The sequence below is a fragment of the Janthinobacterium kochi genome, assembly GCF_051380715.1.
GTDB lineage: Bacteria > Pseudomonadota > Gammaproteobacteria > Burkholderiales > Burkholderiaceae_D > Janthinobacterium.
This window is the reverse complement of record NZ_JBNYXO010000005.1, coordinates 79714-92943: the sequence shown is the minus strand read 5'-3', so window position 1 is coordinate 92943 and position 13230 is coordinate 79714. Positions and strand designations below refer to the sequence as shown.

13 protein-coding genes are annotated in these 13230 nt (G+C 63.5%); 7 read left to right on the top strand and 6 right to left on the bottom strand.

The features are described 5' to 3' along the window. Positions 1 to 62: 62 nt before the first annotated feature. On the bottom strand, positions 63 to 809 hold the full coding sequence (gene phbB, locus ACQ4WL_RS13090) for an acetoacetyl-CoA reductase (protein ID WP_436510172.1): 747 nt from the start codon (positions 807 to 809) through the stop codon (positions 63 to 65). A 168-nt stretch (positions 810 to 977) separates the two neighbouring features. On the opposite strand from phbB, the gene ACQ4WL_RS13085 reads away from it, so the two are divergent. Beyond that, positions 978 to 1844 carry a universal stress protein gene (locus ACQ4WL_RS13085; RefSeq protein WP_436510171.1) on the top strand — a complete coding sequence of 289 codons (867 nt, stop codon included), beginning with the start codon at positions 978 to 980 and terminating at the stop codon, positions 1842 to 1844. A 20-nt stretch (positions 1845 to 1864) separates the two neighbouring features. On the opposite strand, the gene ACQ4WL_RS13080 is transcribed toward ACQ4WL_RS13085, so the two are convergent. The 3 genes from ACQ4WL_RS13080 to ACQ4WL_RS13070 all read right to left on the bottom strand — a co-directional run bounded on the left by ACQ4WL_RS13080 (position 1865) and on the right by ACQ4WL_RS13070 (position 5277). Continuing rightward, on the bottom strand, positions 1865 to 2224 hold the full coding sequence (locus tag ACQ4WL_RS13080) for a hypothetical protein (RefSeq protein WP_436510170.1): 360 nt from the start codon (positions 2222 to 2224) through the stop codon (positions 1865 to 1867). Between the two features lie 196 nt (positions 2225 to 2420). Continuing rightward, positions 2421 to 2987, bottom strand: coding sequence for a hypothetical protein (locus tag ACQ4WL_RS13075; protein ID WP_436510169.1), 567 nt, complete (start codon positions 2985 to 2987; stop codon positions 2421 to 2423). 169 nt (positions 2988 to 3156) lie between these two features. Further along, positions 3157 to 5277 carry a serine hydrolase domain-containing protein gene (locus ACQ4WL_RS13070; protein ID WP_436510168.1) on the bottom strand — a complete coding sequence of 707 codons (2121 nt, stop codon included), beginning with the start codon at positions 5275 to 5277 and terminating at the stop codon, positions 3157 to 3159. Positions 5278 to 5441: 164 nt separating this feature from the next. Between ACQ4WL_RS13070 and ACQ4WL_RS13065 the strand changes: the two genes are divergently transcribed. Both ACQ4WL_RS13065 and ACQ4WL_RS13060 read left to right on the top strand, forming a co-directional pair. Beyond that, positions 5442 to 7112, top strand: a complete 1671-nt coding sequence (locus tag ACQ4WL_RS13065) for a histidine kinase (RefSeq protein ID WP_436510167.1) — start codon at positions 5442 to 5444, stop codon at positions 7110 to 7112. Then, positions 7109 to 7798 carry a LytR/AlgR family response regulator transcription factor gene (locus ACQ4WL_RS13060; protein WP_436510166.1) on the top strand — a complete coding sequence of 230 codons (690 nt, stop codon included), beginning with the start codon at positions 7109 to 7111 and terminating at the stop codon, positions 7796 to 7798. Before ACQ4WL_RS13065 ends, ACQ4WL_RS13060 begins: the two co-directional genes overlap by 4 nt. Positions 7799 to 7807: 9 nt before the next feature. On the opposite strand, the gene ACQ4WL_RS13055 is transcribed toward ACQ4WL_RS13060, so the two are convergent. Together ACQ4WL_RS13055 and ACQ4WL_RS13050 are read right to left on the bottom strand one after the other, a co-directional pair. Further along, complete coding sequence (locus ACQ4WL_RS13055) at positions 7808 to 8680, bottom strand: M90 family metallopeptidase (protein WP_436510165.1); 873 nt, start codon at positions 8678 to 8680, stop codon at positions 7808 to 7810. A gap of 272 nt (positions 8681 to 8952) precedes the next feature. Further along, positions 8953 to 9453 carry a winged helix-turn-helix domain-containing protein gene (locus tag ACQ4WL_RS13050; RefSeq protein ID WP_010396453.1) on the bottom strand — a complete coding sequence of 167 codons (501 nt, stop codon included), beginning with the start codon at positions 9451 to 9453 and terminating at the stop codon, positions 8953 to 8955. 489 nt (positions 9454 to 9942) lie between these two features. On the opposite strand from ACQ4WL_RS13050, the gene ACQ4WL_RS13045 reads away from it, so the two are divergent. From ACQ4WL_RS13045 to ACQ4WL_RS13030, 4 genes are all read left to right on the top strand, one after another. Beyond that, positions 9943 to 10179 carry a hypothetical protein gene (locus ACQ4WL_RS13045; protein WP_436510164.1) on the top strand — a complete coding sequence of 79 codons (237 nt, stop codon included), beginning with the start codon at positions 9943 to 9945 and terminating at the stop codon, positions 10177 to 10179. 393 nt (positions 10180 to 10572) lie between these two features. Beyond that, positions 10573 to 11574 (top strand): ABC transporter substrate-binding protein, encoded by a 1002-nt coding sequence (locus ACQ4WL_RS13040; RefSeq protein WP_436510163.1) that lies wholly within the window; start codon positions 10573 to 10575, stop codon positions 11572 to 11574. Between the two features lie 27 nt (positions 11575 to 11601). Continuing rightward, entirely contained in the window at positions 11602 to 12411 is an 810-nt protein-coding gene (locus ACQ4WL_RS13035; RefSeq protein ID WP_436510162.1) for an ABC transporter permease, read from the top strand. A gap of 11 nt (positions 12412 to 12422) precedes the next feature. Next, positions 12423 to 13214, top strand: a complete 792-nt coding sequence (locus tag ACQ4WL_RS13030; protein WP_426056983.1) for an ABC transporter ATP-binding protein — start codon at positions 12423 to 12425, stop codon at positions 13212 to 13214. Positions 13215 to 13230: the final 16 nt, after the last annotated feature.

Sequence of the window (13230 nt, the reverse complement as noted above, 5' to 3'; positions counted from 1 at the left end):
GTGCCGGCTGGGTGGACGGGTCTCCTCTACTGCCATTGCCCTACTGCAAGCTCTACGCTTGCTTAACTCATGTGCTGCCCGCCATTGATGGCGATATTCGCGCCCGTGACGAACGCCGCTTCGTCGGACGCCAGGTAAGCCACCAGGGCAGCGACCTCCTCTGGCTCGCCCAGGCGGCCCAGGGGAATCTGCGGCAGGATCTTCGTTTCCAGGATATCGGCCGGCACGGCTGTCACCATCTGCGTGCGCAGGTAACCGGGCGAGACGGTGTTGACGGTGATGCCGTGGCGCGCCACTTCCAGCGCCAGCGCCTTGCTGAAACCATGCACGCCCGCCTTGGCGGCTGCGTAGTTGCACTGGCCAAACGCACCCTTCTGGCCATTCACGGACGAGATGTTGATGATGCGGCCCCATTTTTTTTCCAGCATGGGTTCCAGCACCTGCTTGCTCATGTTGAACAGACTGTCGAGATTGGTGCGCATGACCTCGGCCCAGTGCGGCAATTCCATCTTGCGCATGCTCTGGTCGCGCGTGATGCCAGCGTTGTTGACCAGCACATCGATGCGGCCGAACTGCGCCAGCACGCGTGCCACGGCTTCGCTGCAGGCGTTGAAATCACCCACGTCGATGGCCAGCGGATGAAAATAATACTGCTGTGCCTGCTGCTCGTCGAGCCAGCGTCCCACGCGGGCGTTGCCCGGCGTGTGCGCCGCCACGACGGCAAAGCCCGCCGCATGCAGGCGCCGGCACAAGGCCGTGCCCAGGCCACCCATGCCCCCCGTGACCAGCGCTACCTTTTGTTCCTTCATTGCTGTCTCTCCCCGCTTGTTATGGTTGTTCTGCGTGGGATCAAGTGTAGGAGCAGTTTTTATCACCAGCTTTGCGCCAGATCAAGTGCTCAGCCTGATGCAGTCGTGCGCGGCCGACACCTAGGACTGTGCCAGAATGGCCCATACCGCACAGCGAGAGGACAGGCCATGACATATAAAACCGTATTGCTCCACATCGACGACAGCGCCGGGCGCGCCGCCCGCATCGACGCGGCCGCCAGCATCGCCCAGGCTTGCGGCGGCCACCTGACGGGCGTGGCGCTGACGGGCGTGTCGCGCCTGCTGTACCAGAACCAGCCCGACCTCGATGCCGACCCGAACCTGAGCTTGCACCTCAATTTCCTGCGGGAACGGGCGACGCGTGCTCTCGACGGTTTCGAGGCGCAAGTGCGCGCGGCCGGCGTCGCCTCGTTCGAACAGCGCGTGCTCGACGACGAGGCGGCGGGCGGCATCAGCCTGCTGGCCCGCTATGCGGACCTGGTGGTGATCAGCCAATACAATGCCAAGGATAAATCGCCATCCGTGATGCGCGACTTTCCCGCCTACGTGCTGCTGCATTCGGGCCGCCCCGTGCTGATCGTGCCGTATGCGCCGTCGCTGCCCCTGCTGGCGCCGCCGGCCGCCGCGCGCAATGTGCTCATCTCCTGGAACGCCAGCAAGGAAGCGAGCCGCGCCGTGACCGCCGCCCTGCCCCTGCTGCAGCGCGCCGGGCAAGTCCACGTGGCCATCTTCGATGCCCAGGTGCATGCCGCCGAGCACGGCGATCAGCCGGGCGCCGAACTGACGCACTACCTGGCGCGCCACGGCGTGGAAGCGCGGCTGCATTTGCTCGATGGCGGTGGCGTGCGGCGCGGCGATATCGGCGAAGCGCTGCTGTCAAGGGCCGCCGACCTGTCGGCCGATTTGCTGGTGATGGGAGCGTATGGTCATTCGCGCCTGCGCGAAACCATCCTGGGCGGCGTCACGCGCACGATTTTGCAGAGCATGACGATCCCCGTGCTGATGGCGCACTAGAGCCTGTTGAAAGCGGCAGGCTAAGCGCCCTGCCAGGGCTGGCTGCGGATCTTCGCCACCTGGCGCTGCGCCAGCCACTGCCACAGCTGCAGCGCCTCGCCCTGCGGCAGGGCCGACATGTGACGCGGACTGGCCAGGGCGATTTCGCAATCGCGGTCCGACCATTCTTCGAAAGTGACTTCGCCTCCGCTAGCGACCTCGACCTGATACATCAAGCCATCGTCGTAGCCAAAACGCAACAAGACGGCGGCCGGGCTGCCGTCCGGCGTGACAGCACCGCCGCGGTAGACTTCGGCCAGCGCATCGGCCAGCTGCGCCGGCGAGGGCGCGCAGATGTCGCGCCCGTCGGCCCGTGTCAGAATGAACCATGCCTGTGTCATGACGCGCCCTCCTATTCATACTCGTTAGCATGCGAGGCAAGTACTACAGGCAGTCACCCTGGTCCAGTGTCACTTCGGGCGCATGGAAACTATCCCTGTCGGCATTGTTTACCAATAATTACGAATACTGACAAGTATCATACCTAAATTCCGTGCGGCGCGGCATTTATGCATCTTGCACGGCGGGTGCGCCGATTCACGCCACCAGCACAGGAATGCTGAGCGGATCGAAGTCGTGCCAGTCGCCATTGGCAATCGTGCCTTCCGCTTCCTCGATATGCTCGGCGCCCAGCCGGTGCAGCGCCTCGAGTGCCCGTTCGCGCTCGTCGAGGCCGCCCAGCGCGACGGCGATCAGCATGCCAGGATGCCGGGGCTGGCGACGGTTTTCGCCGTTGTTTTCAGCATGCTTTTCAGGTTCGCCCGCCTCCTTCATCTTGTTAAAACTGTAGAGCGAACCCACGTGGGCGCCCACCAGCGCCCCCACTACCGGACCCAGCGGCCCTGTCGCCAGGGTGGCGGCGGCGCCGATGCCGGCGCCCACCACCGCCCCCACGGCGACGCCTTCCACCACGCCTTCCGGCGTCTCCTTGGCGCCAGGCGACATGTCGCGGTCGCCACCGAGCGCGTGTAAGTCATGCTGGCCCGGCTGGCTGACAAAGAAGGCGCTGATACGGCTGTCGGGAAAGCCCGCCTGGTTCAGGGCGGCGCGCGCAGCGTCGATCTGTTCCTGCAACTGAAAATGACCTGCGATGATGCGTGACATGATACGGCCCTCCTGGTCGGCTGCGGGCGCACCATGCGCCACCAGGATAGCGTGCGCCGGACAGCGCCAGCATACCGTTCGCTTACGCACATAGCCGCTCAATCATGTCTGCTGGGCAGGAAGAAATACGCCCAGAAAATCACCATCAGCAGAGATATGAAAAATTCATCTAAGGCGTCAGCGCCTGTGCGGTACCGCCGAGGCGGAGGATCGCCGCTTTTGCCCCCACGGCGCCCGGATAGCGGGGATCGAGCTGCAGTGCCTGGCGGTAGGCCGCCACCGCCTGCGGGCGCATGCCTTGCTCCACATAAAACTCGGCCAGGCTATCCTGCAAATTCGCGTCCTGCGGATGAAGGCTGACGGCCGCCTGCAGCACGGTCAAGCCTTGCGCCACGCCACCGCTGCCTTTCAGGCGGTAGGCTTCCTGGTTCAGCGCCGCCGGACTGGCCGCGCCCAGGGGGTCGCGGGCCAGCGCCAGGCGCAGGGCGGCCAGGGCCGCTTCCCCCTTGCCGGCGCGCAGCAAGGTCAAACCTTGCAGCGCATACGCGCGGTCGCTGAGCGGATACAGTGCCACGGCCAGGCGACTGGCTGCCAGCGCCTCCTCCGACTCGCCGCGCCCGCCCGACGCTTGCGCCAATTCAAGCAGTTCCGGCACGAAATCGGGATAGGCGCGCTGGCCGCGGAAGGCCGCGCGCAGCTGGCCATCGAGTGCGGCGATGGATACATAGGCGGAGGCGGCCGGCCAGGCGATGGCGGCCGTGCGGTCCCAGCTGGCCGCCAGGGTCACGATGGCTTGCTCGAAAGCGGGATCGAAGCGGAGCAAGGTGCCGGCCGCCGCGCCGTGCGACAACAGGACATAGTCGCGCGCAAACGCCAGCGCGCCGCCACGCGAATAGGTGTCCAGGTCGATACCCGACTGGCGCAGCGCCTCGGCCATACTGGCGCCAGCGGCCAGGAAGACTCTTCCGCCTGCGGGATGGCGGGCCGCCTCGATGTAGGCGCGCGCCGCCTTGGGGTCGGGCGCCAGCGCCTGGCGGTTGATTTGCAGGAATGCCTCGCGCGTGGCTGCTGCATCGGCATACGGCTGGCGCGTGCGCTCGGCGTACGCCCTGCCCTCCTCGAACAAGCCTTGCGCCACCTGGTAATCGCGCTGCGCGCCCGCATCGGCGATATACGTTTTCAGCTGCCACGGCTCGCCCGTGACCACCTCGAACAGGCGCTGCACGAAGGCCTCGGGATTGATGCGCTCGAGATTGGAGGCGACGGCAATGGTGAGCTTGCGCGAGGGAAAGCTGTACAGATAAGTGACGGTTTCCGGCTGCTGGCCGCTGTGGGCAATGGCGTAGCGCCCGCCCGTCGGGAAGATTTCCCAGCCCATGCCGTAGTGCGTCAAGCGGCCCGCGCGCGTGGCCATCGGCTGCACCATGGCAGCCACGCTGGCCGCCGACAAGATCTTGCCGTCGTGGACGCCCCTGCCGAAAGCGAGCATGTCGGGCACGCTGGAGCGCGTGCCGCCGGCCGAAAAGCGGCTGCTGATGTCGACGAATTCCGAATTCTTCCATTCCTTGCCGGCCAGCCGGTAGCCACGCACACGGTGGGCAATCACGGTGTCCGGGTCATCCATCGCGGTGGCGTCCATGCCCAGCGGCCCCCACACGTGGCGCCGCATGTAGCCGCCATAGCTTTCGCCTGATGCGCCCTCGATGACGGCGCCCAGCAAGTTGTAGCCATAACTGGTGTAGCGGAAGCGCGTGCCCGGTTCGGCGATCAGGTCGAATTGCTCGAAGACGGCAATGGACTGGCGCGTATCCTTGTGCTCCTTGAAATGCTGTTCCGCCTTGCTGTCGCGGTAGGCATCGATGCCGCCCAGGTGGCCCAGCAGCTGGCGCACCGTCACGGGAAACGCTTTGACGGGGAAGTACGGCACATAGGTTTGCACGGGTGCATCCAGGTCGACCTTGCCCTGTTCAACCAGTTGCAGGATGGCCACCGCCGTCATGGGCTTGGTGACGGACGCCAACCGGTAGCTGGAGCGGGCCGTGGCCGGCACGCGGTTTTCCAAGTCCGCATAGCCATAGCCTTTTACCCATTCCACCTCGCCCTGGCTGAAACCGACAGTCACGCCCGGGATGCGCGCCGCACCCATGCGCTGGGCCGCCCAGCCGTCGAAGTCGGCCAGGCGCGCGGCCAGCGCAGCGGAAGGAGCAGATGAGGGCACGGAGGCGGCTTGCGCCGCGCCGCACAACAGCGCCAGCGCACCGGCGAAAACGTAGTATTTGCTGCTTTGCATAGTCATTATTCCATGGTGAGGGCCGTGTACACAGCACGGCGCTGATGCATGGTAAGTGTCTTTCACACAGCATTGGCGGGCCGTGCACGAAATGCACATAGCCCGCATGAACGGCACCGAAGAGGATGAAAATGTTGCAAAGGGTTGGCAAATGAGCAGCTACAATGCCCGCCATGCCCTCCTTCTTCCGCTACCTGCTGCGGTACTGCCTCGCTTGCTGCCTGGCCTTGCCCACCTTCGCCTGCGCCATGCATCCGCTCTGGCTGGACGACGGCTGGCGCAGCTGCGGCAACACGTCGTCTGCGCCCGCCTCGCTGCACCAGTTGGTCCAACCGGGCCAGTTGCTGTGCCTCGAACGCAACGTCACCCTGGCCGCCACGCCCTCGTCGACGCAGCTGCTGGTGTTGTCGGCGCTGGCTTCGAGCGAGCTGTGGCTGGATGGTGTCTGGATCGGCAGCAATGGCCAACCGGCACGCCAGGCCAGCGGGGAACGCGCGGGCGACATCGATTTCGCCATCCACCTGACGCCACAGCAATTGGCCATGGGTAAGCACCACCTGCGCCTGCTGCTGTCGACGCAGCAGGTGCCGGCGCACCTGGCGTCGCCATTTTATGCGCTGTACCTGGTCGACCGGCAAGACTACCGCGCGGGCCTGGCCTGGTACCGGCTGCCGCCGCTGCTACTGGCCGGGGCGCTGGGCGCCGTCGCCCTGCTCTTCCTGGCCTTGACGGCGCTGTACCAGCGGCAGCGGCACTGGGCCATGTTTGCCGCGCTGTGCCTGGTGGCGGCGCTGCTGCTGGTGGTGGAAATCTGGCGCAGCTTGACCGGCTATGCCTACCCCTGGCACATGCCGCGCCTGTATGCCGTCAGCGCCCTCACCTGGCTGTTTTCCGCCTTGCTGCCCCTGTATTTCTATACGGCCTACCGCCTGCCACGCTGGCCGCTGGCGGCGGCAGTGCTGCTGGCGTGCATTGCGCTGGCCGGCGCGCTGCCCGCGCATTTCGACGGGCGCTGCTGGCTGATGTTTTTGACGGGCCTGGCAGCGAGCCTGGCGCTCAACCTGGGCGCCCTGTGGCGCCGCCTGCCGGGCAGCCGTGGCGGCGCGCTGATCGCGCTGGCTTCGTGCGCACTATTCCTGCTGACGGGCAACCAGTTTGCCGAAGGCGGCTTCGCCCTCGTCGTGTGCTTTTTGCTGCTGCCCCTGTGCGCGCAACTGCTGGCCCAGCTGCTGCGTGTACGCAGCAAGGCGGCGCGTGCCCAGCAGCTGGAAAACCAGCTCTTGCGCAAAAGCATGCAACCGCATTTCCTGATGAATTCCCTCAGCCTGATCAGCGAACTCAACGCGCAATCGCCGCAGGCGGCCGAAACCTTCATCGAGGCGCTGGGCGCCGAGTTGCGCATGCTCAACGAGTTTGCCCAGCAACCCAGCATCGCCCTGACGCAGGAACTGGCCCTGTGCGAGAATTACCTGAGCATCATGGGCACCCGGCTGCAGCAGTCGTGCCGTTTGCAGCTCGATGGCGAGGCGGCGGGCATCAGCGTGCCGCCCGCCCTGTTGCTGACGGCGCTGGAAAACGCGTTCAGCCACAACCGCTACCGCCATGGCGCGGCCTTTATCCTGCGCATCGCACAACATGCGCAAACGCACGTGCTCACCCTGCTCCTGCCCGAAGGCGAGACACGTCCGCACGCGGGCAGCGGCGTGGGAGAACAGTACATCCGCGCCAGCCTGCACGCCGTATTTGGCGATGCCGCCCGCTATGCCAGCGAATATGCCAGCGAACAACCGCCAGCGGGCTGGCGCCTCACCTTTACCTTGCCGGCGGCGCCATGAATGTGTTGATACTGGAAGATGAACCGCTGATTGCGCAAGGCCTGGCGCGCGAGGTCCGCGCGCATTTCGGCGCGCGCCTGGCGGCGCTGGCGCTGCATGACAATGTGGAACAGGCGCTGGCCGCCTTGCGGCAGCATGACTATGACTTGCTGCTGCTGGACTTGCACCTGCACGGCGCGGACGGCTACGACTTGCTGCGCCAGGCCGGCAGCGCCCCGTTCCAGACCATCATCGTCTCGGCGCACGCAGAACGCTCGATCACCGCGTTCGAGTTTGGCGTGCTCGACTTCGTTGCCAAGCCTTTCAGCCGCGAACGCCTGCACAAGGCGTTGCAACGCTATACGGGACGGCATACGGAAACGGCCTCGCTGGCCGTCAAGAAACGGGGGGCGCTGGAATGGATCGCCGTGGCCGAGATCGACCACGTGCAAGCCGATGGCCACTACAGCAACGTCGTGCTGCGCAGCGGCGAACAGTGCTTTCACGACCTGGCTATCGACAAGCTCATGGCATTGCTGCCGCCCCACTTCCTGCGCGTGCACCGCTCCTACATCGTCAACAGCCTCGGCTTCAAGCGGCTGCAGATCGCGGCGGGCGGCAAATACGCGCTCGACACGCAGACCAGCACGGGCATCCCCGTCTCGCGCAGCAGCTATCCCGCGCTGAAACAGCGGCTGCTCGGTTAAAGTCCCCGCTTACCAGTGCTGGGCAAAGTTGGGGAATGGCGAGGCCATGTGTTCGGCTTCCACAGGCGGCGCCATCCAGTCGCGCGGGTCGACCTTGTAGTACTGCAAGAATTGCGCATACAGTTCTTCGTGGTGCTCGGCCATCTGGTACGGCTTTTCAAAGAAGGTTTCCGTGGCCACAGCAAAGAATTCGGCGGGATTCGTGGCGCCGTAGTGGTCCATCACGCTTTGCTGCTGAACCATGGCGTCGTGGCGCAGGTTGTCGAAGTCGCGCGACAGCACCGTGGCCCAGCTGCGGTAGCTCGACACGCTGGACAAGTAGGGCGCGCCATTCGCGGCGCCCGATTCGCTGTCGAGCTGATGGGCGAATTCATGCAGCACCACGTTGTGGCCATCGGTCCAGTCGGCCGCACCGCGCTGCACGTGGTCCCAGGCCAGCACCACGCGGCCATCGCCCCAGGATTCGCCCAACAAGCCGTTGGCCGATGGCGTCACCACGCCGCCCGGCCCCACTTCATCGCGCGTGACGATGAATTCGTTGGGATACACGAGGATGGTGTCGAGCTCGGGATACACCTGCGTCTGGCGATTCAGCAGCAGCAGGCAAGCCTGGCCGGCGATGGTGTAACGCATCTCGTCCGTGATCTCCAGGCCACCACAGCCGACGAATTTCTTCTGGTACAGGAATTGCACGACGAGATGGCGCAATTGTTCCTGCAGCGGCGCCGGCATACGCACATACACGGGAATATTCTTTTCCAGCACGGCCAGGCCTTCAGGCGGCAAGGGCTTGGCCAGGGCACGCTTCAAACGCCAGCGGGGGAACCACAGCGAAAAAACGATGGCGGCCGTGACGAAGGCGATCCACAGCAGCGGGTTCATGCGACGGCCCGCTTCAGAACAACGAGGGCAATCGGGCAAAGGGAGACGGCGTAGGCAGACAAGGACAAGCTCCTTCGAATGAACCCGCATCGGGACGGGCGGGCAGTCCAGCCCACATGGGGTTGATTAACATCTTTTCAATCCGCCAAGGTCAAAGGGCTAGCTCCAACGCCAAAAGCCGGGGCGTAACCCGGCTTTCAACATGCATCTGAGAATAAAACCACAAGCGTTGCGCCCGCCAGCCGCCACGCGGCCACTCAGGCGCAATATTTTTACTCTGCAGCCTTTTGCTGAGGCGCACCAAACAAGGCAGCCACCAAAGGATCGCGCGTCACGGGACCGCGGTTGACGCGGATGGCGTAATGCGTGTCATCGGCCAGGATGTGGAAGTGGCGGCCGCTGCCTGCCATGCTTTGCTCGCGCAGGCCGGGACGGTCCTTGCGCGGTGGCGCGCCTTCGCGTTTCGGCTGGACGATGGCGGCCAGGAAGGCGCGCACCCGCTCAGGGTCTGGCGTCAGCTGGTACACTGCCTTGCCCAGGTAGGTGGCCGTGCCTTCGATGTAGCGGGCCAGTTCGATCACGCCCGCTTCGCGCAAGTCGCGGATGTATTTGCGGGCGCCCGATGGCGAAAACTTGAGGAACCAGGCGATTTCGTCGGCCAGCATCTCGTGCAGCGACAATTCGCCAATCAGCTTTTGCATGTTTTCGATGCGGCGCAGGGTGGCCGACGTCGAACGCACGCGCTCGATCGGGGCCATGGAAATGGGATTCATGCGCTCCGGGGGGATGGGTGCTGCGCGTTCTACCATTTGCGAGCCTTTTTCGGGGCTACGAAGTTCCTGGTGCGCTGCCTTTAATTCGCTCTTCACGTGAGACTGAGTCATTGCATGCATTTGAATACTCCTTTTAAACGATTGCCGGTAGCCCGGATTGTTAAGTTCTTGGCAATTTTTATACCAGAACACCACGAATCCTGAGCGTCTGGGCACAGAATGCCACCCTGCTCTTCCTTGGTCTGTGCGTTAACGAACATTAGGAACAAGAAAGTGAAAAGTATTGCCCTACTGAATTCTTTCTCTCGCGGCATCTAAAAATGGCATCTAAAAAACGCGGCGCCCCCCCACTCTGCCCCCCATTCATGGCGCAAAGTGAAATAGCGAACAGAAGCGGAACCACCATTGCAATAAATTCAAGCTTCGCGGGCGGCGCCCGCCGCCCGCATCGCGATACTTCGACTCTTGGACTCTTGCAAAGGAAATATCATGAAAATGCCTGCCCTGTTGGCCGCTGCCTTGCTCGTCACCCTGTCCGCCTGTAAAAAACCGGCCGACGCGCCCCTGCCAGAAATGGCACCCAATCCCAGTTCCGCCCCGCAGGTGATGCCTGCCCCCGTCACACCAGCCATGCCGGAAGCGGGTCCTGGCAGCGTGACGCCGCCTGCGCCGCTGACCGATCCGGCCACCGCGCCCGCTCTGCCGCCCGCCACGGCGCCAAAGTAAAGCCGGCGCACGGCCTCAGACCGGCGCCCGCGTGGCGCCATCCCCACTCCACGGGGGAGTTACGCGTTGCCAGCCTGCTTGCAACGCGTTTTTTTACAATTGGAGTCGGCCACGCCCTGAAGGTTCAACGACAGGCGCAGCGCCAGCCAGCATCGAAGCGGCCACCGAAAATGCGGCAATCCGCACAGCCTTTCCCCTCGCCGTGCGGAAAGACGGAATCTCGCCATTTCCCATTTTCAACAGATTCAAATTAAACCTTTATAAACAATCACTTGCAATAAACGCCAAAATGCGCTCCACTGGCACGGAAGATGCTTTTATATTTTCATAACCGCCATCAGAGCGGCAGCCTGATCCACTATATAAAACCATCTACCTTTTGGAGACAACAGCATGGCACGCACCTTCCGCATTTCGTCCTTCCTGAACACCAAGGCACTGACCGTGGCCGTCGCACTGGCAGCGCAATTCCCGCTGGCAGCCCATGCGGCCGACCTGGTCCGCCTGGGCAACCTGAAATTCGCCCATTACGGCGCCGTCGCCTACATGAAGGAAATCGCGCCGAAATACGACTTGAAAATCGAAGAGCGCATCTTCGCCAAGGGCCTCGACATCGTGCCAGCCATGATCGCTGGCGAAATCGACGTCTCGGCCAGCGCGCTGGAAGCAGCCATCACGGGCCGCGCCACGGGCTTGCCCGTGTACCTGGTGGGCGGCTTCGCCAAGGGCGGCGTGCAAATCGTCGGCCGTCCCGACCTGAACATCAAGGGTATCGCCGACCTGAAAGGCAAGAAAGTCGGCGTCACGCGCGGCGGCCCGCAGGAAATCCTGCTGTTTGCCGAACTCACCAAGGCCAAACTGACCTGGTCCGACAAGCCGGGCAAGGACGTGCAGATCCTGTACATGGGCTACCCGGACCTGAATCAAGCGCTCTTGACCCGCGATATCGACGTCATGAGCCAGTCCGAGCCCTACTCGACCCAGGCGATCCACAAGAAATACGGCGCGGCCATCATCAAGCCCTACGACACGCCGCTGGGCGAGCCCGTACGCGCGCTCGTGATGACGGAAAAGATGTACAAGGAAAAGCCGGCCGTGGCCCAGCGCTTCATGGATTGCTTCGTCGCTGCCACGCGCGCCTTCCTGGCCGACCCGAAACTGGCGGAAAAATACGTGCGCGAGTCGATGTTCAAGAACCAGATCACGTCCGACGATTACCGCGACGCCATCGACAACGCCATCTTCACGGAAGACATCACCCAGAGCCACGTGCAGCTGACCACCGACTACATGGTGAAATTCGGCGTGGGCCGCATGGCAAAAGCGCCTGCCGCCAAAGATTGGGTCAAGCTCGACCTGCTGGAAAAAGCCAAGAAAACCTACGCTCCACGCTAATCTGAAAGTGTCACGATGAATATTCAAATGATGAAACGCTTCGCGCACGGTGCCATCGTGCCCGTGGTCGTGCTGCTGTTCTGGCAAGCACTGTCCACGTTCGGCTGGATCAATCCGCAAATCCTGCCCTCGCCCGTGGCCGTGCTGGTAAAGTGGTATGAATACCTGATCCCCATGGAAGCGTACACGCCCGAAGCGGGCAACTACCTGGTGTGGATGTTCTCCGGCGAACTGCCGCATGACGCCTGGGCCAGCCTGTCGCGCGTGCTGGGCGGCTTCGCCATCGGCGCCGGCCTGGCCTTGCCGCTGGGTCTGCTGATGGGCACCAACAAGACCATCTATAAACTGTTCGACCCGCTGGTGCAGGTGCTGCGCCCGATCCCGCCCATCGCCTACATTCCCCTGGCGATCCTGTGGTTCGGCCTGGGCAACCCGCCCGCCTTCTTCCTGATCAGCATCGGTTCCTTCTTCCCCGTGCTGATGAATACCATTGCCGGCGTGCGCCAGGTCGACGGCATCTATATCCGCGCCGCGCGCAACCTGGGCGCCAGCCAGATGACGATGTTCCGCCGTGTCATCCTGCCAGCGGCCACGCCGTACATTTTGGCCGGCGCGCGCATCGGCATGGGCACGGCCTTCATCGTCGTGATCGTGGCGGAAATGATCGCCGTCAATAGCGGCCTCGGTTTCCGCATCCTGGAAGCGCGCGAGTACTTCTGGTCCGACAAGATTATCGCCGGCATGTTTACCATCGGCCTGTTCGGCCTGGCCATCGATATGGCCATGAATGCCCTGAATAATCATTTGCTGCAGTGGCACCGCGGCCTGGAACACTGAGAGGAACGGCCATGACCACGATCAATATCAATGCAGTCAATAAAATCTTCACCACGGGCGGCGCGGACGTCATCGCCTTGAAGGATATCAACCTGGAAATCGCCAGCGGCGAGTTCATTTGCCTGCTGGGGCCATCCGGCTGCGGCAAGTCGACCCTGCTCAACGCCATCGCCGGCTTTTCGCAGCCGACTTCCGGCCAGATCCTGGCCGGCGGCAAGCTGATCACCGAGCCCGGTCCCGACCGCGGCATGGTGTTCCAGGAATACGCGCTGTTCCCATGGATGAGCATCGAGAGCAATATCGCTTTCGGCCTGGAAATCGCCGGCAAGACGCCGGCCGAAATCCGCGAACGGGTCGACATGCTGCTGAGCATGCTGGGCTTGACGGAATTCCGTGCCCGCTACCCGAAAGACTTGTCGGGCGGCATGCGCCAGCGCGTGGCCATCGCCCGCGTGCTGGCCCTCGATTCGCCGATCATGCTGATGGACGAACCGTTCGGCGCGCTGGATGCCTTGACGCGGCGCAACCTGCAAGATGAATTGCTGAAAATCTGGAAAGTCTTCGGCACCACCATCGTCTTCGTCACGCACTCGATCGAGGAATCGATCTACCTGGCCGACCGCACCATCGTCATGACCTACCGTCCCGGCACCATCAAGCGCGACGTGGCCATCGACCTGCCCCGCCCGCGGGACCCGAGCGACCCCGAGTTCAACCGCCTCAAGCGCATGCTGGGCGAGATGGTGATGGAAGAGCAGCAGCGTCATCACAATGCCGAAACCATGGCCAGTACCGCCGATTGAGGGCGCTTGATTAAGC